Origin of the sequence: Halosaccharopolyspora lacisalsi (assembly GCF_014137975.1) — a bacterium.
In the GTDB taxonomy this organism is placed as follows: domain Bacteria; phylum Actinomycetota; class Actinomycetes; order Mycobacteriales; family Pseudonocardiaceae; genus Halosaccharopolyspora; species Halosaccharopolyspora lacisalsi.
In genome coordinates this window covers 276113-296180 of record NZ_JACGWZ010000003.1, presented here as the reverse complement: position 1 = coordinate 296180, position 20068 = coordinate 276113, and the positions used below count along the sequence as shown (strand labels likewise).

The window sequence follows — 20068 nt, the reverse complement described above, 5'->3', positions numbered from 1 at the left end:
TGCTTGGTGATGTCGAACTTAACCGAGGCGACAAGGAAAGGACAGGAGGAGGTCGGAGTGCCGATGACGGATGGGGAGAGGCGAGAACTGGCTGCCGAGCTGGAACAGCTGCGTGCCGACTTCGAGGAGTGGGTGTCCGGCTTCCACGGTCGGCTCGAAGAGGTCGCGAACTCGGTCAGCCCTCGTCGCGAGCCTGGCTCTCCAAACGGGACAGCCGCTGATCGAGCTGACCAACCGCTTGGTCGAGAGCGGTGCGCAGGGAATCGATCTGCTGCTTGATCTCGAGGTATTCGCTGCTCGGGGCTTCCGGTGCCGGTTCGCTTCGCACGTAGACGCCCTTGCCGGGCTGACCGACCACCAGCCCCTCGTTGCGGAGCTCCTTGACGGCTGCCCGCACGACGGTGACCGAGACGTCGAACCTCTCCATGAGGCGGCTGGTCGAGGGAAGCTCGGCGCCGACGGGCAGCGTGCCGCGAGTGATCTGCTCGCGCAGCTCGGCGGCGACGCGCTTGTACTTGGGTTGCCCGTCGTTCGAGGTCAAATGCGGTCTCCCTGATTCGGCTCACCCGCTCTCCCCTCTAGTTGACCACACCTGGAAACAAGCCGGCAGAGCCGGCGTTGACAAGCAATGTGCACCATGTGCACCATGTGCATATAGTTGAACCAGTCGATCGGAGCTGACGATGCGGAAATTCCAGTCATCTGACGTGGTGCGGGAGGAGGTTCCCCGCTTCTACAACGTCGCCCAGGTCGCGCGGATGTTCCAGATGTCCACGATGACCCTGTACCGGGCGATCGCGGCCGGGGAGTTCCCGGCGGTGCGGATCCGCGGGCGCTTGATCGTCCCGGCGAAGGCCATCGACGAGATGGTCGAGGCCGCCTACGAGCACGGCGGAGAGGTCGACGCCGCCGACTTCGCGACCGAGGGGGCGGCCTGAGATGACGAAGCCGACCGAGGACGCGCAGATCAGCGCCGAACTGATCAGGACGATGCACGACCAGGTGCGCGGCGAGCTGACGCGGGTCGACAGCAAGTCGAGCACGCTGCTGGCGCTGATCGGCACCGGGCTCGGCGTCGTGGTCGCCGTGGCTACCCGCGGACCGCTTCCGGTCCCGGCGAGGATCGCGTTCGGCGCCGCGGCGCTGCCGCTGGCGGTGTCGGTGTTCTACCTGCTGAGGGTGGTGCGGCCGAAGATCGCCGGTGCGGCGTTCCTGCGCTACCGGCTCAAGACGACCGAGGCGATCGTCACCGAGTTCGAGGACGAGGCGCGGTCCGCGGCGCACTGGCAGGCCGCCCGGTTGCAGAACGCCTCGCAGGTGGTGCTCGGCAAGTTCCGGAACCTGCGGATGGCCACGAACTGGCTGGTCGCCGGCCTGGTCCTCGTCGCGATCGCCGCCAGTCTCGCGGTCGGGCTGGGATAGCGCATGAGCGGAAAGGTCATGACCTGGGTCTGGGAACGCTCGCCGACGAAGGGAACGGAGCTGCTGATGTTGCTAGCGATCGCGGACAACGCTTCGGACGACGGTACGGACGCCTTTCCCTCGGTGCGGACTCTGGCGCGCAAGACCCGTCTGGACGAGCGGACCGTGCAACGCGTGATCCGGCGACTGACCGACGAGGGGCACCTGCGGGTGGAGAAGGAGGGCGGCCGGAAGTCCAACCGGTACGCCGTCCTGATGGATCGGGAGTCGTCCACACCCCCGGCGAATCGCCACCCCCGGCAGAACGCCACCGGTGGCACAGCCACGCCACCCCAGCCCCGGCACGATCCCGCCACCCCAGGGGCGGCACAGCTGCGCCACCCGAACCTCCCTGGAACCGTCCTCGACCCCTCCTCCGGCGCGCGCGAGGACGAGCGCTCGCAGTCGGATGGGTTCGACAAGGAGGAGGGGGAGCCTTCGGCGGACATCGACGCGGTGCTGGATCGGCTCGGGAGCGCCTGGCCGTTGACTCCGACCCAGCGCCGACGGCTGGCACCGAAGGTGGTCGAGGCCCTGGCCGCCGGATGGTCGGCACAGCGGCTCGCCGAGCACTTGAGCGCCAACCCGGAGGGCGTGAAGTCACCGGCGGCCGTGCTCACGTCTCGGCTGGACGATCTTCCGTCGGCCGCCGACGGCGCTCGGGACCAGCGCCCGTCGTGGTGCGGACAGTGCGACGAGCCCAGCCGGACGATCGAGCGTTCCGACGGCCGCTGGAGGCGCTGTCCGGACTGCCATCCCCAGCACGCCGACCGGAACTCGGGGCGGCCGAAGCCGCCAAGCACCCACCGCCCCGAGTCCTCCACCCCGACCGATCACCAAACCGGAAGGAGTACCACCAGTGTCTCGCACCGAGCGTGAGTCCGACCAGCGGGAATCCGCCGCCTCCTGGCAGCTGCCGAACGAGGCTCGGTGCTCCGAGCAGCGGCGATCCTGCCTGGGACGAGGTGAGTTGCAGCTCGACCCGTACGCGCGCGAGATCGGCGAGCAGAACATCCACCGCTACCTCTGCTCGCACTGCGCCGGAGAACTCGCCGACGACATCTGACCCGCTCGGGGTGGCCGAAGCCGCCAAGCACTCACCACCCCGAGTCCTCCACCCCGACCGATCAACTTCAAGGAGAGAAGCGATGCCCGGAAAGCTGATCTGCCCCGAGTGCGGCGAGGAAGCCCTGAACAAGCCGCCGCGCTCGATCACGCCGCAGATGCGCGCCGACGGTGCGCCGCAGTACAGCCACCACGACGGCGAACCGCTGTGCCCGGTCGTGAGCGACTCGGGTTACAGGCCGGCCGAGCCGATCCGCTCGAGCTGACCCGTCCGGCTCGGGGCGGTCGAAGCCGCCAAGCACCCACCGCCCCGAGCTCTCCACCCCAGTACCGACGACCGATCGGAGACACCTGTGTCCACCTACGTCGTTTTCACCCCCGACGACCAGTACGACCGGGACCACGCGAGCGACGGTGAGTCCCGCTACGGCGCCTACCTGCGCCGCAACCTCGCGTCGTTCCTCGACATCGACGACTGGCCGACCGGTGACCCGCTGGAGTTCGCCGCTGCGGCGTGGCGCGTGGCCCAGTCACCGGTGATGAGCCCTGCCTACGTGACCGCGCACCCGCGCGTGCTCAGCACGAGCGTCGGCTGGGACTTCGAGCACTGCCTGGCGATCACGGTCGAGGTCGCGTCCGGCGTGCCCCGTGAGGTCGCCCGCGGGCTGCGCGGCAGCTGGACCGGGTGGCGTGAGGGAGACCCCTGGTTCGACGAGGAAGCCAATGACCGCCCGGTGGCGAGCTCGGTTCTGAAGTTCCGGGTGCCGATGCCGGAGGACGGTCTGCCCGAGCCCGCCTACCGCGCCGCGTCCGAGCCGGACACCGAGGTGGCCAAGGAAGCCGTGGAGATCGTCTGCGGGCGCCTCAACGCCGCGCTCGGCGGTGCGTTCTCCCGGTTCGACCGGAAGGAGGTCGCGTGATGACGTCGCAGCAGCGTTTGACCCGCACCAGCGCCTTGTACCGGCTGCTGACCCACCTGGACGGTTTCAACTTCGGTGGTCACCCGGTCTGCGCGGAATCCGACCCGGAGCTGTTCTTCCCGGTTTCGAGCACGACGAGCCAGGAGGTGGCCCGAGCCAAGGAGATCTGCGCCGGCTGCGAGATCCGCGAGGCGTGCCTGAACTTCGCCCTGCACAACGGTGATCAAGGAATCTGGGGCGGCACCACCACCCAGGAGCGCCGCGAGATGCGGGCCACCGGTGCGTCCGGAACGGAGCGTGCAGCATGACCGCGTATCTCGAGTCGGACGTGGTGGACCTCCACGGCACGCGGTTGCTGCGGTGCGGTGAGGGGCAGCTGTACGCACCCGAGTCGGCCATCGCGAACGAATCGGTCCCGACCGAGCCGGAGCCCTCCTGCGAGGCGGCGGGCTCTGGGGGCGAAAACCAGGGACAACACCCGGCCGAGCCGACCCCGGAGCAGACGGGCGAAACCGGCCGCAACCGGCCGGGGCGGCTGACCGACGCAGTGGCTGCTCGCCGGCGACGGGCGCGGCGCTACCGCGCTGCGGGATTGACCGGCCGGGTGCGACGCAGCCGGGACCGGTCGGCCGAGGCCGAGCAGTTGGCCGACGTGCCCGACCGGGGAGTGATCCGCCGCCGGAGGCGCAATCAGGTGGCGGCCGAGCGCGAGCGGTTGGCGTCCGACCCGTACGCCGAGGCGTACGCCAACCGCCGCGTGCGGGCCGTCGCGCTGGCCATGTCGTTCACCGGGATCGCGCTCGGCGTGAGCATTTCCTCGTCAGCGGCCCAGACCACGATCGCCACGGTCATGGGCTGGACCGCGGACCAGATCGCCTACTGGCTGGCCTACGGCGCGGACCCGGCCCTGGGACTGGTGCTGTTCGCCTCCCTGCTGGTGCGCACCGTGGCCTCGGCACGCGGCGTGGCACTGCCGGATCAAGCCAAGCGGATGTTCACCAGGGTGGAGATCGGACTGTTCGCCCTGGTCGCGGTCCTCAACGCCGGTCCGTCGGTCGCGGGACTGATCACCGTCCTGTGGACCGGCGCGTGGTCCTCGGTCGGCACGGCACTGATGGTGCTGGTCATCCACACGCTCGGCCCGGTGCTGGTGGCGACCGGTGTGTTCGCGCTGCCGTACGTGCTCGACGTCCTGGCCTGGATCTCGGTGGCCACCACCGCCAAGACCACGGCGATCGCTTCCCGGGGAGATCACCAGCCCGCGCTGCGGGGCCACGACCAGGTGTTGGCCGCGCTGGATTCCGGTGAGCTGTCCAGTGCCTCGGCCAGTGCGATCGCCCGGTTCCTGGGCTGCGACAAGCGGCACGCCGCCCGCCTGCGCGACGTGATCAAGGGGAGTGAGGCGGCATGAGCGAGCAGCACTCTCCCGATCCGGTGAACCGGGCCGCACGGCACCTGCGCACCCGGCGCGGGCAGAACGGATCTCGACCGGTCTCCGAGAGCGCATGGCGCTGCGAAGACCTCTGGCAGCCCGACGAGCAGATGGACATCTGGCAGTGCATCGACCAGGTCGAGCTCGACGCGATGCGCGAGCGCGGCGAACTCGACGAGGAGGAGGGAACCGAGGATGGCCACGACCAAGCGTGAGCCCAAGAAGGTGCGCTCGACCCGTCGTCGAGCCGCGCACCACGCGGACCGCGCACGCAGGGCCACGACGCCGGTCGAACGGTACAGGGCTGCGCAGGACGCATTGGTCAGCGCGACAGCGCATTCCCGCACTCCGGCGAGGGTGGCTCGGGCTCACTACGACGAAGTGGCGAACCACGTCCGGCGCGTGCTGGCCCAGGTCGAGCTGGGCGAGGCCAGCACCGCGCTGTACGAGCACAAGCTCACCCAGGTCGGTACCGACCTGGCTCGCCTGGGCGCGGCCCTGATGTGCCTGCGTGGCGCGATCGCCCATCTTCCCGACACGGAACGCGACCGGCTCTACGAGCACTACGCGCGGTACCTGAGCGAGGAAGCACACCGCATCAACACCGAGGGAGGTGAACGGTGATGCCCATCCCCGACCCCTGGAGCACCTCCGGTAAGGAGTCGGCGGAAAGCCCGCAGTCAGCTCCCAATGGGGCACGCGAACACGAGCCCGAGCGCGATCGCGCACGCGCGCGCGAGGCGAGCCCCGGACCGCCCGGTGCGGACGGCTCCGGGGAGGTTGTCCCGTTCCCCGGCACGACCTCGGAGCAGAACACGGACAGTGGTTCCTCGAAGGAACTCCGGAGCACTGAGGACTCGTCAGAGACCGCGAAGGGCTGGCGTGCGGCGGCGACGGTCTGGGCCGCCGAGGCACGCGAAACGGCTACGCGAGTCGTCGACGGGTCGGTGTGGCGCTCTCGCCCTCCGGCTCTGCGCGACATCCACATCCGCGCCCAGCGCGCGGAGTGGGCCGGAGATATCCCGGCCCTGCGCACGGCCGGGGTGTGGTTCGGCTACGTGTCGCTGGCGCTGACGGCCGCCGGCTACGGGGTGCTGTGGGTGGTCGGCCGCCCGGCCCGACTCGCCGTCGCTGCCCTGATCACTGTCCTGATCGTCGTGTTCGCGGTCTGACAAGGAGATTTCCATGAACTTCGCAATCGCACTGACCGCGTTCGGTCTGCTGTTCGTCCTCCGGAAGCGGTCGAGGACCCCGTGGTGGCTGCGCGCAGCCCTGGGTCTCATCGCTGGGGCGAGCCTGGCCAACACCGGCCTCGGTGCCTGGGCCGCCGCACGGGTGACAGATGTTTCCGGCCTGATCGGACGGATCCTCAACGCCAACGGAGCTCTGATCGTCGGTGTCGTCGCCCTGATCGTCAGCGTGATCGTCGTCTACGACATCGCCGTGGACCGCAAGGCCGACAAGCCAGCCATGATCGGTCTGATCGTGCTGCCCCTGCTGTTCCTGGCCGCCGTCGGTCCGCTGGCCACCGCGGGAAGCGGCTTGTCCGACGCCATCGCCCAGGTCGCCAGCAACAGCATCGGCAAGCTGATCGGGGGCTGACGTGGGTATCGACCTGATCATCGCGATGGCGGCCTCCGCCATGATCGTCCGCGGCTGGGAGAAGTCCAAGCGGCGTTCCGCTGCGGCGTGGGCCGAGGCTCGCCACCGGGCGGAGGAGCGGGGCGCGGCCCGTCAGCGGGCTCGTCAGGAGCGTTCCGAGGCGTGGCAACAGCGCCTCGACGACGCCAAGGCCACCGGACCGCGCAATCCGTTGTGGTGGGCCTACGCCACCGGCTGGATCGTCGCCGCAGCCACCGCGGCACTGACCGCGGGTGTCGCGGGCGCTGTCACCGGGGCGATCTCCGGCGCCCGTGGTGGGTACAAGGTCGGCCGTGCCGGTCTCCGACTCCGGTGGACCTACCGCGAGACCTGGACGCAGTGGCGCACTCACCGGGAGTGGATCGAGACCGAGCGGTGCGAACGCTGCGGCGGCTACGTGCCGGTCGATCAGGTCGTCCTCGTCGACGAGCACGGCCGAGTGTGCCCGGACTGCGTGCCCACCCCGTCTTTCGAGCGGTCCTCGACTCCCGACGAGGACGAGCCCACCGAGCGAGCCGAGGCCGGAGACCGCAGCAGGCGATCTCGCGAACACACCCGGACGTGGACGGCCGGACAGAGCCCGCGCTGCGTGGAGTGCGGGACCACCGCCACCGAACCCGGCTGGGTGCTGTGCGTGCTGTGCGCGAGATTGCGGCACGAACGACGGAAGAAGCAGCGGGAGCACGAGCAGCGCAGCGCCACGGAAGACACCAAGGCCTCCGGGCAGGACGACAGCCGGCCCTCACGGATCTACGTCAACGCCGAACGCGCTGACGTGCAGGAAGAAACCCGACCGAAGGAGATCACGACCATGTCCGAACTCGTCCCCGCCAACGGCGGTTCCGACCTCGCCGGTACCGGTGAGGGCTACACCGACACCGTCAGCACCCTGGCGACGCTGGCGAAGCTGCTCAACCGGGCGCACGAGGAAGTGCAGAACCTCGGCGACATGCTCACCGCCAACAGCCTGGACTCGGAAACGCTCGGCCAGATCAACGAGCTGGCCGACGCGCTCGACTCCGCCGCGCCGATGGCGGACGGCCTCCACAAGCACGTCGAGTCCCGTCACGCCCCCGTCGCCGACGCCGTGGCCGGCGCGGGCGGAAGCGGCAACATCGCCGCGAAGTCCTGGTACGACCAGTACTGATCTGGCGGGTGCGTGTCCCGCCCCGGCGGTCGTCGGGGCGGGGCGCGGACCCGGACAGCTCAGGAGGCTCCATGACCACCAAGACCCCACTGAAGCCGGACGCCGAGGTCGCGGAACCGGCTCCCGAACCGACCAGCTCGGACACGATGCTCCAGGCGCGCCAGGAGGCGATGCGGCTCGGAAAGCGGTGGCGTCGACAGGCGCTGCCACTGGCGGGAATCGGCGGCACGCACGCCGTCGGGGCGGCATCGGCCGCTCTGACCGGTCCCGCGGCGCTGATCCCGGTCGCCGCTGGCTGGGCCGCCACGGCAGGTACCTACGGTCACGCCCACAAGCGCGCGTCCCGCTGGGACCGGCTGTACGCGGGTATCGCCGCTGCAGGATCCGCGAGCTTCCAGGCAGGGTTGGGTCTGGTCGGCGCCGATGGCATCACGGCGAGTCTGCTGTGGGCCTGCGGCTGCGCTCTCTCGGTGCCCTACTGGGTGCGGCACTCCGAACCGGACCCGGACGTGACCGCCGAACTGGCCGCACCTGCACCGCCACCCGAGGCTCTGCCGGTGGCTCCGGGAACCGCGGACAGGCGGATCCGGCTGTGGGACGAGCACATCGCCGCCAGCGGCAAGGCCCTGCCCGGCTCGACGCTCAGCGACATCTCCGCCTTCGCCTACGGCTGGAAGGCCAAGCTCGAGCTCGCCATCACCGAGCACTGGCACGCGGCCCTGCAGGCCAGGAAGTCGATCCTGTCCGTGTTCGACCTGCCCGACGGGCGGGTCTTCGTCGAGGCGATACCGGGGGAGTCGGTGCGCAAGGCGCGACTGACGGTGCTCACGAGCGATCCGCTGCAGCTGAAGACCCGGTGGCAAGGACCGGGACTGGACCCGTCGACGGGCAAGTTCCCGCTCATGGTCGCCGCCGACGGGCAGCCGTTGCCGTTCAAGCTGTGGAACCCCGGCGCCGGCGCGATGCACGCGCTGATCTCGGGCGTGACGCGCTCGGGCAAGACCAAGGTGCTCGACGTGATCCTGACCGAGGCGGGCATGTCGGACCGGGTGCTGCCACTGGTGATCGACGGCGGTGGAGGTGCGTCGCTGCCGCAGTGGCGAGGTCGTACCAAGCTGTTCGCCGATACCCCGGCCAGAGCTCGCAAGGTGCTGCGCTACGTGCTGCGGCTGATGGAGCGTCGGCGGCCCGCCGTGGAACGGCAGGGTGGCGGATCGCTGGAGCCCTCGCCGGAGACGCCGCTGATCCCGGTGGTCATCGACGAGGCGCACAAGCTGCTGATGAGCGACGACGAGACCGACAACCGCGACGTCGTGCGCATGTGCGAGCGGATCGTGCAGGAGGGTGCGAAGTTCGGGATCTGCCTGATCCTGGCCACCCAGGTGCCGTCGATCAAGCAGCTCGGCAACTCCACGGCGCTGCGGGACCAGGTCAAGGCGGGAACGATCGTGGGCCTGCGCATCACGGAGAAGGGTTCCGGCAACATGATCGACACCGGGGACCCGATGCCGGAGCACCTGAAGGACCTGCCCGCGGAGTTCCCGGACGGAGCTCCGACGCACGGCCTGGGCTACATGATGACGGCGCGGAAGATCCGGGCTCGGGCGCTGCTGCTGGAGAACCCGGCGGAGCAGCCCCTGGTCGACGTTCCCCTGGACGCCGACTCGGCCGCCGAGCCGCTCCCCGCTCTGACCGAAGAGGCCAACGAGGAACCCAACAGCGAGCGCGAGTCCGCCAGGCACCTCCAGTCGCTCACCGAGGATCCCGGGGACGCCGACGAGCGGATCCAAGCCGCCATCGACGCCGGCACGCACCCCGACGCGGTGTCGCTCATGCAGGCCACCGGCCTCACCTTGGCCCAAGTCCGTCAGGCCCTGGCCAGGAGGTGATCCGGGTGTCAGGCGATGTAGCTGTAGAGGTCGTCGGCGATCTTGACGAGCTTGGCCGCGTCCCGGTCCGAAGTACCCGTGTTGGCACGACCGGCGGTGATGGTCAGCAACACGTGCCGCCTCAGGAGACGGTCGGTGTGGTCGTGTCCGTGCTTGAGCCAGCGGGTGAACTCGTCGGCGAACTGACGCACCACCTTCGAATCGCTCGGTGGCCCGGTGACCTGGCACGCCGCCTGCACCGCCGCCAACCGGTCGTTGACGATCTCGTCCACACCGGGGATTTCCACCGCACGGGCCGGATTCGCATCGCTCATGCGAGCGACAGTACACACTCGCGCGCCCGTTCAGGACCGTCAGCGCGCTGACCCCGAGACTTCCGGCCGCACGACGGCCGGAGCCATGAAGAACCGACCTGCGCTCGCCACGAAGCCGCCAAGCACCCGGCGTGAGCAGGTCCCCACCCGAACCGAAGGGAATCACCATGCCCCGCAAGACAACGCGGCGGAAGGGTCCGCCGGTGCTGCACTTCCCGAAGCCCTCGTGCTCGCTGTGCCACCGCGAGACCGTGGAGCGGGCCGGACGGTTCCGCTGCCGCTCCTGCGGCTGCTCCTGGGACGCCGACACCGCGCACCTCTACCCCGGTGAGTGGGACGCCACCGAACAGGAGGTGGCGTGATGACGCTGGACCCGAACGCCGTGCTCGCCGTCGCGAGCTCCGGCGGATTCCTCACCGCCGGACTCCGGGTGCGGCAGCTGCGTCGTCAATTGCGCACCGATCCGCTGACCGGGTTGGGCAACCGCACCGGGTTGCAACACGCCTTCGCCAGGACGCGGGCTCGTCCTGGTTACTGCGTGACCGCGCTGATGGTCGACCTCGACGACTTCAAGGCCATCAACGACACCCACGGGCACCGCGTCGGCGACCAGGTGCTCGTCGAGGTCGCCCGACGACTGCGACGACACCAGCACCGCGGGCAACTCGCCGTGCGGATCTCCGGTGACGAGTTCGCGCTGTGGCTCGGCCGCTTCCGGGACACCCCGCGGTGTTGGATCGCGGTCCAGGAGCACGTCCGCGCCGTGGCCGCCAGCATCGTCGAGCCCATGTCCGTGGACGGGCAGCGCCTGTTCGTCACCGCCAGCGTCGGCGGAAGCATCGTCTCCTCCACCGTGACCGGTCTCGAGGACGTCCTCGAACCCGCCGACCGGGCGATGTACGGCGAGAAGACCTCTCGGACGACGCGGCGGGAGGTGTCCTGATGGCACGCACCGACGCGCAACGCACCCGTGACTACCGGGCTCGCCAACGTCGTCGGAATCCACCGATGCGGCGTCCCGGCGAGAACATCGACCGGGCCGGACGTTCCTGGCGGATCCTGACTGATCAGCAAGTCCGGGGCATCCGTGCCCGCTTGACTGATGATGACGCGCCATCACGGGTCGCGGTGGCCCGTGAGTACGGCGTGCATCCCTCCACGATCAGCCAAATCGCGGCCGGGCGCAGGAGGGCCACCGCATGATGAACGGCAGTCATGCGGCGACCGTGCTGCTGGTCGGCGTCGCAGCCACTGGGCTCGCGGCGCCGACCACCGGCCTCGCCGCCAGCGGACTGTTCGCACTCCAACTCACGTGACCTTGGCACGTACGTGTCAACGGTTCGCCGTCAATGCCGAAGGGAGGTGAGCACCATGTCGAGTGAGTCCACCAGCGTCACGCTGCCGCTGGTCGGAGCGCTGGAAGCCGTGTGGCTGGCCATTCAACGGCACCATGCCGAGGTCCCCGACGTGGTGCTCACCCTCGGCTCCGGCACGATCGGCGCATCTCAAGGCGCGGTCACGCTGGGACACTTCGCCGCCCGCCGATGGCAGCAGGCCACCGGCCAGCAGCTCCCGGAGCTGTTCATCGGCGGCGAGGGACTCCGCCGCAGCGCTGCCGAAGTCCTCGGCACGCTGCTGCACGAGGCCGCCCACGCGCTGGCCTTCGCCCGCGGGATCAAGGACACCTCCCGGCAGGGCCGATACCACAACACCCGATTCAGGACCCTCGCCGAGGAGCTCGGAATCACCGTCGAACACGACCAGAGCCTGGGCTGGAGTCACACCACGGTCCCCGAGGTGACTGCCAGCAGGTACGGGGCCGAGGTCGACCGGCTCAGCCAGGCGCTGACCGCTTATCGCTACAGCGAGTACCAAGCCCTGATCGGCAACCCCGACCCCGGCGACGGGGAGGGCACCACCGACACCCCGAGCGGCACCGGCGGACGGCGCAGCAACAACAACGGCGTCAGCGCCGCCTGCGAATGCGGTCGACGTATTCGCCTGGCCCGCTCCACCTACGACCAAGGCCCCATCACCTGCGGCCTGTGCCGCCGCGAGTTCACCGAGTGAGCGACGGGGCTTCATCCGTATCGAGACGGGTGAGGCGCCGGGTCCACTCGGACCACCCAGCAAGGCCCGACCGGGGCGACCAACCTCCTACAGCCGCCGCCCCGGCCGGGTTCCACCCCCACGAAGGAAGTGGAGACCCCATTGTCTCTGGACAAGAGCTTGCCGCTCATCGACCTGAACCGACCCGTTCCCACCCAGCCGGAGCCGAACACCCCGGCCGAGGTCCACAGCCGCCTGGAGCGATTCCTGACCCAGGCGCGGGAGCACATCGCCGGGTTCACCCCGATCGACGACAGCGACCAGGCCGACCCCGACACCGCCTTGAGCAAGACGCAGCTGCTGTCGCTGCTGATCGGCTTCGTCGGCTGCGACACCACCGAGGCGCTGGACAACCGCACCTACACGCTCGTCTACACCGACCCCGAGCAGGGCAAATCCAACTACCAGACGATCTGCATCCCCGACTATCGCCAAGCCTCACCGGTACTGTTCACCCGCGAAGGCGGCAATCGGGCACGGCTGACGCTGCGCTCCACAGGCGAGACCCTCGCCGAGGTGCTCGTCCACGCCCGGCTCTTCGGTGCCAGCAGCCACTACTACAGCCGTGTCTCCCCGGACTTCGTCGAACTGCCCACGGCGACGATCATCTCGCCGTACTCGACCTGCGCCGGCGGATGCCTGGGCTGTTCCCGCGGTGCGGTCAAGAGCTTCACTCCGCCTCCGAAGGACTACATCGAGCAGCACGTGGCCGGCTTGGCTGCGGATTACGACCAACGCGGCTGGGATCGCGGCGAGCTCGTCAGCGTCAACATCACCACCGGCTGTCAGCCCGACGAGGTTCGCGAGCTGGAGATGATGGTGCAGCTCATGCAGACCTACCGCCGCTACGGATTCGCCAACGCGGCCTTCCACGCCTTCACCTACGCCATCGACTCCGCCAAGGCGATGGAGATCCTGCGCGAGCACGGCGCGATCGGCTTCATCGGCACCATCGAGACCTTCAACGACGCCGAACGCATCCGCCAGTAGGGCCGCAAGAAGGGAGCGATCACCTTCGACCAGCACCTGGTCAAGTACCAGCGAGCCCACGAGGTCGGCTTCGACATCGTCGAAACCGACTACGTCCTCGGCGCTGACTCCTACACCGAGATGCTCGACGGCATCGCCACCCTGGACGAGGCCGGAGTCGCGGTCGTGCCCAACATCAAGCGCAACTACACCCTCGACCAGTTGAACAGCAACCACCCCGACCTGTAGCAGCACGGCATGAGCTACATCGCAGACGGCTTCCACGCCGCCCCCGCGTCGTATGGCAACGGCACCATCAAACGCCGAGCAGCCCGATACTCCATCGACTACCTCCGCCGCCAAGGCCACGACGTGACCCTGCGCGACCTGCCCATCCGTCACACCTGAGCGGCTCACGCAATACGGACACTGAAAACCAAATAGATTGAAATAAAATCCCTACTTGCTCGACTGTCCACAAAGTGCGGACAGTCGAGCAAGTTTTTAGTTGACGGGATTTGGCTCGCCGTCGCAGGTATATTTACTACCTAAATTCTTCAAGTTTTGCTGCTGTCTTTTTGAGATCATCAGCGAGGCTGTGCAGGTCATGCATCCGTGCTTGAACAGTATTGAGGTTCTTTGTTGCTACATTCAATGAATGCGTTGAATCATGGAGGCCTTCAAGGTCTTTTGCTGATTCATGCAGAAGTTCGGCTGTATCTTCGAGATGAGAAAGCTTCCTTGTAGCTTGATCCAGCAAGCTTATGCTGTCGGTATCCAGGAAAGAAGCATTCTGGCGCACGTCGTTAAACTCGCCGACCAGGCCACGAAGCACATTGGCGGCCTCTGAGTCGACTTCTTGAAAACGGTCGAGAGCCCCTTGGAGCTGTTCGTCGCGCACTTCGACAGCTTCCGATATCATTTCTTGAAGTCGTTCTTCGGTCACGTTTTTTATCTCGTTCAGAGATGCCTGTCCTGAGGTTTCGCGCTCATGCTTCCATTTGGAGAGAGTTGATACGGGGTAGCTATCAGGGTCGATCTTGTCCACCATCTCGTGGTGCGGCTTGCAAAGTAGGATCAAGTTTCCAAACGAATCTCTCTCCTCGTTGGTCATGTCCGGTTCATAACGTGCCCCATTAGGCTTCGCTGCTCGGATGTGTGCCCGTTGGAGGTTTAGCACTGACCTGCCGTTCACGAATACCACTGTAGGTACGGTGCAGTCCGGCCAGTAGCACGACCCGGCGGAAAGTGAAATCAGCCCCGCAATATCACCAGTGCTATAGTTTCGATTAGACATAGAAACCCTCCTTGGATTCCTCTTTGATCTTGCTGTTGGCAGCGTATCGATGCAGTGCCGAGCATGAAACACCCAAACGCGTGAACCTTGCTATAAGGCGCTGATCTGCAATATCTTGGCTATTCGCCTGTCAGGACCTTGAGGGTGCTTCCATGTTCGACCTTGCTCCCAATCTCCGCACCGCGGGTACGCCGAGAACCCCGAGAGTGCTGGCGAGCACCCATGTCGCTGCGGCCGTGAGCATGGCCGGGGCCCCCAGCTGTGCAGCGATCGGGCCGGTGGCAGCGAGGCTGAGAGGTACGAGCACGAGGTTTCCCAGCTGCGAACAAGCCGATACTCGAGAGAGGCGTTCCTCGGGCACGTGGGTCTGCAGCATCCACGCCTGTGTGGTCAGGAAGTAGGAGCCCTGGAGTCCAACACCGACGGCCGCGGCTGCGATGAGCCACACAGGCTCTGCGGACGCGAGCAGCAGCAGGTACGGCACCATCAGCAGTGAGGCCGCCAGAGCAGGTACCAGCGGTCGTCGCGGGTGAAGTCGGAGCGCGATTAGGCCCCCAGCGATCGATCCGATGGCTTGGGCGACGCCGATGATGGCCCAGGCCGCCGCGCCGCCGAGCTTCTGTTCGCTGACCAGGGGGCCGAGCACCATGTGCGGACCGAGGACCAGTCCCTGCAGCAAAGCAGCGTAGAGCAGTAGCGCCGCCAGCCACGGCGTGGTGGCGACGTAACGCCATCCGGACCACATGCCCCGGAGCACCCCCTGCCGCTGCACCCGCGGCGAGGTGCCCAACGAGGGCAGCAATGCCAGCGACATCGCGCTGACCGCGAACGTCGCCGCGTCGACGATCAACGCCCATCCGGAGCCGAACGTGGCCACCAGGACGCCAGCGGTGCTGATGGAGATCATCTTGTTGGCATGGGTGGTCAGACTCAGCAGCGCGTTGGCCTGCCGCAGCTGGCTCTCGGGCACCAGGCTCGGCACCAGTCCCGTGGCCGCTGGTGTGAATAGCGCTGTCCCTACTCCGGCAGCAGCTTGCAGTGCTATCAGCACCCCGATTCCGGATGTGTCTGTGACCAACAACAAGCCACTCGCAGCCTGAGCGGCACACCTCAGCACGTCGGCAGCCACCATCACTTGTCGCCGGTCCCAGCGGTCCCCGACGGCTCCGCCGACCAATACCAGCACGGCCACCGGCACCCGGTTGGCCAGCAGCACCAAGCCCAGGTCCGCTGCTGAGCCGGCCAGCTCCAGCACCGCGAACGCGATCGTCAACGGCACCAGGCTGTCGCCGAACGTCGACAGCACCTGACCAGCGAAAAACCGTCGAAACCCTGGGTAGTGCAGCGGCCCCAGTGAACCAATACCCACCACCAGCTTTCGACGTGCCCGATGGCACTTCGACGCGATCACCCGCCCATCCAACTGCACAGCACTGACCAAGAGAAGAGTCCCAGCTACTGAGGCTGCTTAGCCCACGCGGGCAATACTAGCGAAATTCGCTAGCAATGTTGTATTATGCCGATCATGGCAGTACGAAACCTCATCAACGACCTGACATGGTTGGCATATCCCCATGCCACACCGGACAACATCGAGCCGCCAGAGCTTGCCGATGACGCCGAGAGCGATCTCGCTGACAGGCGGATTGACCTTGCTGAACAGATGCAAGCCGCCTTGGAAGGCGGTGACATCGACCCACTGCTCGGGCAGATCAGTGCAGCACGAGCGCGACGTGACGAGGCGGATCGCAAAATTCGCCTGCTGATGGCTTACGGACGCGAGTTCACCGGCACTCGCCCCGACTACACCTGGGAGAGCCTGGCAGCTGCCGCCAGGCTGCCCTACTCCACAGCCCGCAGCACCTTCGACGAAGACGACATCGCCACTGTCGCTGAACGCCTGGAAACCGAACCTCGTAATCGGACTCCTCGGGAACAAGCATGACTCACGCGGAAGCAGATCACTGCACATGCGTCCCGGAATGTCCCGGCCTCGTCACTGAGGTCGACGGCGATAAACTACGAGCACACCCCTCCACAACATTTGGCCCGTTGTCCTGCATGTACTACGCCCACTGCACCGGATGCGGCGCTCGCTACACCGGTCCATGGCGTCTGCCACCACGAGGACCAGAACAACGCCAGCGCCCATGGAGACCTTGCAGGGGACGCTGAACGAATGGGCCTGCGGGAGAGCTCTCCCACGAGCCCACTCATCGCGGTACTTCAGTTGCTCCTCTTGCTGTTACGAGTCCTGCCTCCGGTAGGTCATTCCGGCTCGGAAGTAGCGGGCGTGAAACCTGGTTCGCACAAGGTATCGATGACAGCGCCACCGTTGCCATACACGATGGTGTCGGAGTCCCAGGCCAACTCCACATCACCGAGTCCTCGGTTGCGGACCATCCAGTCGTAGTTCCGGAGCGCTGTGCGTGTTTCTTCGTTCATAACGTGAAGACTAGCTGTAATGACTCGGGAAGTTGCGGTTTTTACAGAGACAATGCGGATCAGCGGTCCGTAGCTAGCCGCACGCACCGTGTCAACGTTGCGCAGACGGCGCGAACACGGCGGTCTCGACTCGTCTTCACCAGCATCCCATTGCTATCCCTCGCAGGGCCGTGCAGACAACGCGACTCGCAGGTGGTCGAAGCAGTTGTTACCCCTCATAGGGGCAGTGGGGACATGCCTGGTCCGACGACACCGGGCTCCTGGTACACGGGTTGCTATCCCTCGTAGGGGCAGTGCGGACGCTGCTGCGGGCGGAGCCCGTCGCGCAGCAATGGTGGGAGTTGCGATCCCTCGTAGGGACGGTGCGGACTTCAGCGTCTCCACCACCACCGTCAAAGCCGCGATTGCGTTGCGATCCCTCGTAGGGACAGATGCGAACGCGCACAGGCACTCGTCGCTGCAGCCCGCGCCCTGTTGCGATCCCTCGTAGGGACAGGTGCGACGCCCTCCAGCGCCTCGAAGCGCAGCGGGTCGTCACGTTGCGATCCCTCGTAGGGACGGGTGCGACCCTTCCCCCACTACCGCAACGGCACCATGACCTTCGCGTTGCGATCCCTCGTAGGGACGGGTGCGACACGACCACAGTGAAGCTGGAACAAGTCGTCCCGGGGTTGCGATCCCTCGTAGGGACGGGTGCGACCACACTGCAAGACCCCTGGTGGGGCAAACAGCCCAAGTCGCGATCCCTCGTAGGGACGGGTGCGACCACACTGCAAGACCCCTGGTGGGGCAAACAGCCCAAGTTGCGATCCCTCGTAGGGACGGGTGCGACCCGAGAGTAAAACCACTGGTCATAGTCGGTATGATCTTGTTAAACAGCGGACCGTGTCCAGCAAGCCGGAAGTCAAGCACAGCCTCGGCCCGACTCGCTGAAAAGCACGCTACAGGACTCCACGAGGTCAATCACTGACAACATGCCGCGACTGCCGTCCGACACGGCCTCAGCAGGGAGCACAGCACAGGGGACAGTTGGGCTATACGGTGACCGCCCCGAAGCCGGCGGAATTCGATGCACCGAGCCCCCACGACCACAGTGCCTGGAGGGTCGCTGGTGGGCCGGACAACCGCAAGGCTACCTCGGCACCGATTTTAGTGCCTCGGCCGACCGCGAGCGAGTGTTTGCGGCCCACACGCGTCAGCATCTCGAGTTTCACGTCGGGGTCGAGGTCGAGGGTTTCGGCCTTGCGGCGCAGGTTGTTCACGAAGTAGGTTTCCCAGTCCGATTCTCCGGGAAGCAACCAGCGTTGTTTGCGTAGTCGTTGGCCGTGTTCGTCCCGCCCTGGTGGACCTTTGACCACGACCGGGGTGACCGTGCTCAGTTCCGCTGTTCCGTGGGAGAATAGCGGCGGGAACACGGGGGTCACTCGCTGCACCTGTAGAGCCACGCCGCCCCAGTCGAGCACGGACCTCTCCTGCAGTCCGGCGTTCAGCGCGTGAGCGATCTCGGTCAGGGGGCTGGAAAACTCCACCACGCCCGGCCCGCCAGCCGCATGCACGCCAGAGCGAGCGCGCGCCTCGGGAAACCGCGGGGCGCTGTGCCCGATCGGCACCAGCCCGTGCGGGCCCAGACCGGAGGTGTGCAGCCGGTCTCCCCACGACGGAGCGTTCTCGGCCAGCAGGCCGTACATGACCCCCCGACCCGGTCGCAGCACGTCCCGCTTCGGGATCTCCGTCGCTCTCGTCGTCAGCTCCACCCGCAGCCGCACGCAGACCTCCTCGTGATCACCCCGAGGTCTACCACACGCCGCGCCAGCGACGGGCCCGATTCACCCAGCTGGCTTCGCCATCCCTCGTAGGGACGGGTGCGACACGGGCTCGTGTCCTACTGGTGCGCCTACCTGAAGGGTTGCGATCCCTCGTAGGGACGGTGCGAGCACGACCAGAACCAGCTCGTAGGCCCGGTCCTCGTTCCGTTGCGATCCCTCGTAGGGACGGTGCGAGCATGGCTGTGTACCTCTACAAGCAGGATCACGGCATGTTGCGATCCCTCGTAGGGACGGTGCGAGCTTGGCCGGGGGGCGCCGTCATGTCGCGGAAACCGGGTTGCGATCCCTCGTAGGGACGGTGCGAGCCCGAGAGTAAAATCGCAGGTCACAGTGCTTGTTATGAGATCAACATGCCGCCCTGCGGCAGCAGGCCGCCAGTCTGGCATGTCGACGCCGGGGCCTGCTGACCGGATCTTACTCCGCGGGCTGCGAATCGTGCAGAGCCCCGCTTCGTCGAGGTGGGGTGCTCGGCTGAGAGGGGCGCACGCGCATTGGGATGTAAACGTCTCTGGCGTAGTCGTAGTGTATGAGGTGGGTACCCTGGAAGAAGCGGCACTCGTACTGGGAGAGGTGCCAGCCGACGGTCAGAGCCACGGTCTTGGGGATCATGGCGACCACGACGAGCTCCCTGTTTCCGCTGTCTCTCTTAACGCGGACGAGCTGCCCTGCGATTTCCCGGGCGAGCTGCTTCAAGCGCGCACCGTCGTGATTAGGTGGGTTATCCCGGCTCGGGATGCTCCCGCCGGCGGTGAGGACGTGCACGGTCTCGACACCGAACTGCTCGAAGGCGCCGGTGGAGAACTTCTCGGCCATGGGAGTGAACGCCAGCCAGACCCCGACTCGACCGCTTTGGTCCGCAACGGTCTCGTGGCACTTCACGTCCACCCCACCGGAACCACCTCGTTGCAGCTCGAACTCGTGCTCATTGCTGGGGGAGAGCTCCAGGAGTCGTAACTCGCGGCTGGTCGGCAAGTACGCACCGACGGCCAGGGCAGTCGGCCAGAGCATGTTCGGAGCAATGGTGCACCCGGTGTCATCGCGATCGGTGTTAATAGCGGTCTCCAGAGCCGCACCCATCTCGTGGCACGACTGGTGCAGGTCGATGACTCCCTCGATCGTCTGGCTGTCCAGGTCGGACCAGCGGACTAGGGAACGCGACGACATGCGCTGCTTGGTAGCGGACGTCAACGAGGCCGTCCGCAGATCTCGCATCCGCTCGTCGAGCAGGTGGACGTAGAACAGGGTGCCCGCGTTGCGCCAGACTCTCGAACGCCAGTACACGGCCAAGAACGCCAGCAGGATCGCGGCGAGCAGAGCAAGACCGCGGTACCAGACGAACTGGGGGTTCCATACGGGTTTGGCCAGCAAGTCTTCGATGACCAGGGCGACGGTCGCCGTCGTCAGCGCGGTCGCCACGACGAGCAGGAAGTTCGCCACGTCCGCACCCTTGGCGCTATTCACCCAGCGCAGCGGCCTTTTTCGCTCTCGATCCCCAGGAATTTTCATCACTCTCCCCTACGAGTGGATCACGTTCGGTACCGTAGCTCATGATC

28 protein-coding genes are annotated in these 20068 nt (G+C 66.9%); 21 read left to right on the top strand and 7 right to left on the bottom strand.

What is annotated here, in order from left to right:
* Positions 1-175: 175 nt before the first annotated feature.
* Complete coding sequence (locus FHX42_RS12925; RefSeq protein ID WP_182544520.1) at positions 176-541, bottom strand: winged helix-turn-helix domain-containing protein; 366 nt, start codon at positions 539-541, stop codon at positions 176-178.
* Positions 542-707: 166 nt separating this feature from the next.
* Between FHX42_RS12925 and FHX42_RS12920 the strand changes: the two genes are divergently transcribed.
* From FHX42_RS12920 to FHX42_RS12855, 14 genes are all read left to right on the top strand, one after another.
* Positions 708-938, top strand: a complete 231-nt coding sequence (locus FHX42_RS12920) for a helix-turn-helix domain-containing protein (RefSeq protein ID WP_328796089.1) — start codon at positions 708-710, stop codon at positions 936-938.
* Between the two features lies 1 nt (position 939).
* Positions 940-1422 carry a Pycsar system effector family protein gene (locus FHX42_RS12915; protein WP_182544518.1) on the top strand — a complete coding sequence of 161 codons (483 nt, stop codon included), beginning with the start codon at positions 940-942 and terminating at the stop codon, positions 1420-1422.
* A gap of 3 nt (positions 1423-1425) precedes the next feature.
* Positions 1426-2340 carry a helix-turn-helix domain-containing protein gene (locus FHX42_RS12910; protein ID WP_182544517.1) on the top strand — a complete coding sequence of 305 codons (915 nt, stop codon included), beginning with the start codon at positions 1426-1428 and terminating at the stop codon, positions 2338-2340.
* Positions 2321-2527, top strand: a complete 207-nt coding sequence (locus FHX42_RS12905) for a hypothetical protein (RefSeq protein ID WP_182544516.1) — start codon at positions 2321-2323, stop codon at positions 2525-2527. Before FHX42_RS12910 ends, FHX42_RS12905 begins: the two co-directional genes overlap by 20 nt.
* An 82-nt stretch (positions 2528-2609) precedes the next feature.
* Entirely contained in the window at positions 2610-2792 is a 183-nt protein-coding gene (locus FHX42_RS12900; protein ID WP_182544515.1) for a hypothetical protein, read from the top strand.
* A gap of 87 nt (positions 2793-2879) precedes the next feature.
* A complete protein-coding gene (locus FHX42_RS12895) occupies positions 2880-3446 on the top strand; it encodes a hypothetical protein (protein WP_182544514.1) in 567 nt (188 codons plus the stop codon).
* Positions 3446-3754 carry a WhiB family transcriptional regulator gene (locus FHX42_RS12890; protein WP_182544513.1) on the top strand — a complete coding sequence of 103 codons (309 nt, stop codon included), beginning with the start codon at positions 3446-3448 and terminating at the stop codon, positions 3752-3754. The genes FHX42_RS12895 and FHX42_RS12890 overlap by 1 nt, the downstream gene beginning before the upstream one ends.
* Complete coding sequence (locus FHX42_RS12885; RefSeq protein WP_182544512.1) at positions 3751-4857, top strand: hypothetical protein; 1107 nt, start codon at positions 3751-3753, stop codon at positions 4855-4857. Before FHX42_RS12890 ends, FHX42_RS12885 begins: the two co-directional genes overlap by 4 nt.
* The gene (locus tag FHX42_RS12880; RefSeq protein WP_182544511.1) at positions 4854-5093 is read left to right on the top strand and encodes a hypothetical protein; all 240 of its coding nucleotides are present in this window, start codon (positions 4854-4856) and stop codon (positions 5091-5093) included. The genes FHX42_RS12885 and FHX42_RS12880 overlap by 4 nt, the downstream gene beginning before the upstream one ends.
* Positions 5074-5502 (top strand): hypothetical protein, encoded by a 429-nt coding sequence (locus FHX42_RS12875; protein ID WP_182544510.1) that lies wholly within the window; start codon positions 5074-5076, stop codon positions 5500-5502. The genes FHX42_RS12880 and FHX42_RS12875 overlap by 20 nt, the downstream gene beginning before the upstream one ends.
* Positions 5502-6050, top strand: coding sequence for a hypothetical protein (locus tag FHX42_RS12870; protein WP_182544509.1), 549 nt, complete (start codon positions 5502-5504; stop codon positions 6048-6050). Before FHX42_RS12875 ends, FHX42_RS12870 begins: the two co-directional genes overlap by 1 nt.
* A 13-nt stretch (positions 6051-6063) precedes the next feature.
* Complete coding sequence (locus tag FHX42_RS12865; RefSeq protein WP_182544508.1) at positions 6064-6480, top strand: hypothetical protein; 417 nt, start codon at positions 6064-6066, stop codon at positions 6478-6480.
* A 1-nt stretch (position 6481) separates the two neighbouring features.
* On the top strand, positions 6482-7666 hold the full coding sequence (locus FHX42_RS12860) for a hypothetical protein (RefSeq protein ID WP_182544507.1): 1185 nt from the start codon (positions 6482-6484) through the stop codon (positions 7664-7666).
* A 71-nt stretch (positions 7667-7737) separates the two neighbouring features.
* A complete protein-coding gene (locus FHX42_RS12855; RefSeq protein WP_182544506.1) occupies positions 7738-9555 on the top strand; it encodes an FtsK/SpoIIIE domain-containing protein in 1818 nt (605 codons plus the stop codon).
* 8 nt (positions 9556-9563) lie between these two features.
* Here FHX42_RS12855 and FHX42_RS12850 read toward each other — a convergent pair whose 3' ends face one another.
* A complete protein-coding gene (locus FHX42_RS12850; RefSeq protein WP_182544505.1) occupies positions 9564-9869 on the bottom strand; it encodes a hypothetical protein in 306 nt (101 codons plus the stop codon).
* Positions 9870-10036: 167 nt separating this feature from the next.
* Here FHX42_RS12850 and FHX42_RS12845 point away from each other — a divergent pair, with 167 nt between their 5' ends.
* The 6 genes from FHX42_RS12845 (at position 10037) to FHX42_RS12820 (ending at position 13355) form a co-directional block, all read left to right on the top strand.
* Complete coding sequence (locus FHX42_RS12845) at positions 10037-10231, top strand: hypothetical protein (RefSeq protein WP_182544504.1); 195 nt, start codon at positions 10037-10039, stop codon at positions 10229-10231.
* Complete coding sequence (locus FHX42_RS12840) at positions 10231-10812, top strand: GGDEF domain-containing protein (RefSeq protein WP_182544503.1); 582 nt, start codon at positions 10231-10233, stop codon at positions 10810-10812. Before FHX42_RS12845 ends, FHX42_RS12840 begins: the two co-directional genes overlap by 1 nt.
* Complete coding sequence (locus tag FHX42_RS12835; RefSeq protein ID WP_182544502.1) at positions 10812-11072, top strand: hypothetical protein; 261 nt, start codon at positions 10812-10814, stop codon at positions 11070-11072. The genes FHX42_RS12840 and FHX42_RS12835 overlap by 1 nt, the downstream gene beginning before the upstream one ends.
* Before the next feature lie 168 nt (positions 11073-11240).
* The gene (locus tag FHX42_RS12830) at positions 11241-11939 is read left to right on the top strand and encodes a SprT family zinc-dependent metalloprotease (protein ID WP_182544501.1); all 699 of its coding nucleotides are present in this window, start codon (positions 11241-11243) and stop codon (positions 11937-11939) included.
* A gap of 141 nt (positions 11940-12080) precedes the next feature.
* Positions 12081-12968 carry a hypothetical protein gene (locus FHX42_RS12825; protein WP_182544500.1) on the top strand — a complete coding sequence of 296 codons (888 nt, stop codon included), beginning with the start codon at positions 12081-12083 and terminating at the stop codon, positions 12966-12968.
* A gap of 237 nt (positions 12969-13205) precedes the next feature.
* Positions 13206-13355: a hypothetical protein gene (locus tag FHX42_RS12820; protein WP_182544499.1), complete on the top strand. Its 150-nt coding sequence runs from the start codon at positions 13206-13208 to the stop codon at positions 13353-13355.
* 136 nt (positions 13356-13491) lie between these two features.
* On the opposite strand, the gene FHX42_RS12815 is transcribed toward FHX42_RS12820, so the two are convergent.
* Positions 13492-14061 (bottom strand): hypothetical protein, encoded by a 570-nt coding sequence (locus FHX42_RS12815; RefSeq protein ID WP_182544498.1) that lies wholly within the window; start codon positions 14059-14061, stop codon positions 13492-13494.
* A 313-nt stretch (positions 14062-14374) separates the two neighbouring features.
* Entirely contained in the window at positions 14375-15613 is a 1239-nt protein-coding gene (locus tag FHX42_RS12810; RefSeq protein WP_182544497.1) for an MFS transporter, read from the bottom strand.
* Between the two features lie 156 nt (positions 15614-15769).
* Here FHX42_RS12810 and FHX42_RS12805 point away from each other — a divergent pair, with 156 nt between their 5' ends.
* The gene (locus tag FHX42_RS12805) at positions 15770-16189 is read left to right on the top strand and encodes a hypothetical protein (protein ID WP_182544496.1); all 420 of its coding nucleotides are present in this window, start codon (positions 15770-15772) and stop codon (positions 16187-16189) included.
* 323 nt (positions 16190-16512) lie between these two features.
* Here FHX42_RS12805 and FHX42_RS12800 read toward each other — a convergent pair whose 3' ends face one another.
* From FHX42_RS12800 to FHX42_RS12790, 3 genes are all read right to left on the bottom strand, one after another.
* Entirely contained in the window at positions 16513-16689 is a 177-nt protein-coding gene (locus FHX42_RS12800) for a hypothetical protein (RefSeq protein ID WP_182544495.1), read from the bottom strand.
* Positions 16690-17723: 1034 nt separating this feature from the next.
* Positions 17724-18377 carry a CRISPR-associated endoribonuclease Cas6 gene (locus tag FHX42_RS12795; protein WP_182544494.1) on the bottom strand — a complete coding sequence of 218 codons (654 nt, stop codon included), beginning with the start codon at positions 18375-18377 and terminating at the stop codon, positions 17724-17726.
* A 552-nt stretch (positions 18378-18929) separates the two neighbouring features.
* Complete coding sequence (locus tag FHX42_RS12790; protein WP_182544493.1) at positions 18930-19976, bottom strand: hypothetical protein; 1047 nt, start codon at positions 19974-19976, stop codon at positions 18930-18932.
* Positions 19977-20068 lie beyond the last annotated feature (92 nt).

Excerpts from the sequence above, each read along its gene's own strand:
- FHX42_RS12800 (WP_182544495.1), bottom strand. The coding sequence starts at position 16,689 with ATGAACGAAGAAACACGCACAGCGCTCCGGAACTACGACTGGATGGTC.
- FHX42_RS12830 (WP_182544501.1), top strand. The coding sequence starts at position 11,241 with ATGTCGAGTGAGTCCACCAGCGTCACGCTGCCGCTGGTCGGAGCGCTG.
- FHX42_RS12865 (WP_182544508.1), top strand. The coding sequence starts at position 6,064 with ATGAACTTCGCAATCGCACTGACCGCGTTCGGTCTGCTGTTCGTCCTC.
- FHX42_RS12875 (WP_182544510.1), top strand. The coding sequence starts at position 5,074 with ATGGCCACGACCAAGCGTGAGCCCAAGAAGGTGCGCTCGACCCGTCGT.
- FHX42_RS12915 (WP_182544518.1), top strand. The coding sequence starts at position 940 with ATGACGAAGCCGACCGAGGACGCGCAGATCAGCGCCGAACTGATCAGG.
- FHX42_RS12795 (WP_182544494.1), bottom strand. The coding sequence starts at position 18,377 with ATGTACGGCCTGCTGGCCGAGAACGCTCCGTCGTGGGGAGACCGGCTG.
- FHX42_RS12805 (WP_182544496.1), top strand. The coding sequence starts at position 15,770 with ATGGCAGTACGAAACCTCATCAACGACCTGACATGGTTGGCATATCCC.
- FHX42_RS12815 (WP_182544498.1), bottom strand. The coding sequence starts at position 14,061 with ATGACCAACGAGGAGAGAGATTCGTTTGGAAACTTGATCCTACTTTGC.
- FHX42_RS12900 (WP_182544515.1), top strand. The coding sequence starts at position 2,610 with ATGCCCGGAAAGCTGATCTGCCCCGAGTGCGGCGAGGAAGCCCTGAAC.
- FHX42_RS12885 (WP_182544512.1), top strand. The coding sequence starts at position 3,751 with ATGACCGCGTATCTCGAGTCGGACGTGGTGGACCTCCACGGCACGCGG.
- FHX42_RS12910 (WP_182544517.1), top strand. The coding sequence starts at position 1,426 with ATGAGCGGAAAGGTCATGACCTGGGTCTGGGAACGCTCGCCGACGAAG.
- FHX42_RS12845 (WP_182544504.1), top strand. The coding sequence starts at position 10,037 with ATGCCCCGCAAGACAACGCGGCGGAAGGGTCCGCCGGTGCTGCACTTC.
- FHX42_RS12855 (WP_182544506.1), top strand. The coding sequence starts at position 7,738 with ATGACCACCAAGACCCCACTGAAGCCGGACGCCGAGGTCGCGGAACCG.
- FHX42_RS12870 (WP_182544509.1), top strand. The coding sequence starts at position 5,502 with ATGCCCATCCCCGACCCCTGGAGCACCTCCGGTAAGGAGTCGGCGGAA.
- FHX42_RS12820 (WP_182544499.1), top strand. The coding sequence starts at position 13,206 with ATGAGCTACATCGCAGACGGCTTCCACGCCGCCCCCGCGTCGTATGGC.
- FHX42_RS12840 (WP_182544503.1), top strand. The coding sequence starts at position 10,231 with ATGACGCTGGACCCGAACGCCGTGCTCGCCGTCGCGAGCTCCGGCGGA.
- FHX42_RS12890 (WP_182544513.1), top strand. The coding sequence starts at position 3,446 with ATGACGTCGCAGCAGCGTTTGACCCGCACCAGCGCCTTGTACCGGCTG.
- FHX42_RS12850 (WP_182544505.1), bottom strand. The coding sequence starts at position 9,869 with ATGAGCGATGCGAATCCGGCCCGTGCGGTGGAAATCCCCGGTGTGGAC.
- FHX42_RS12835 (WP_182544502.1), top strand. The coding sequence starts at position 10,812 with ATGGCACGCACCGACGCGCAACGCACCCGTGACTACCGGGCTCGCCAA.
- FHX42_RS12880 (WP_182544511.1), top strand. The coding sequence starts at position 4,854 with ATGAGCGAGCAGCACTCTCCCGATCCGGTGAACCGGGCCGCACGGCAC.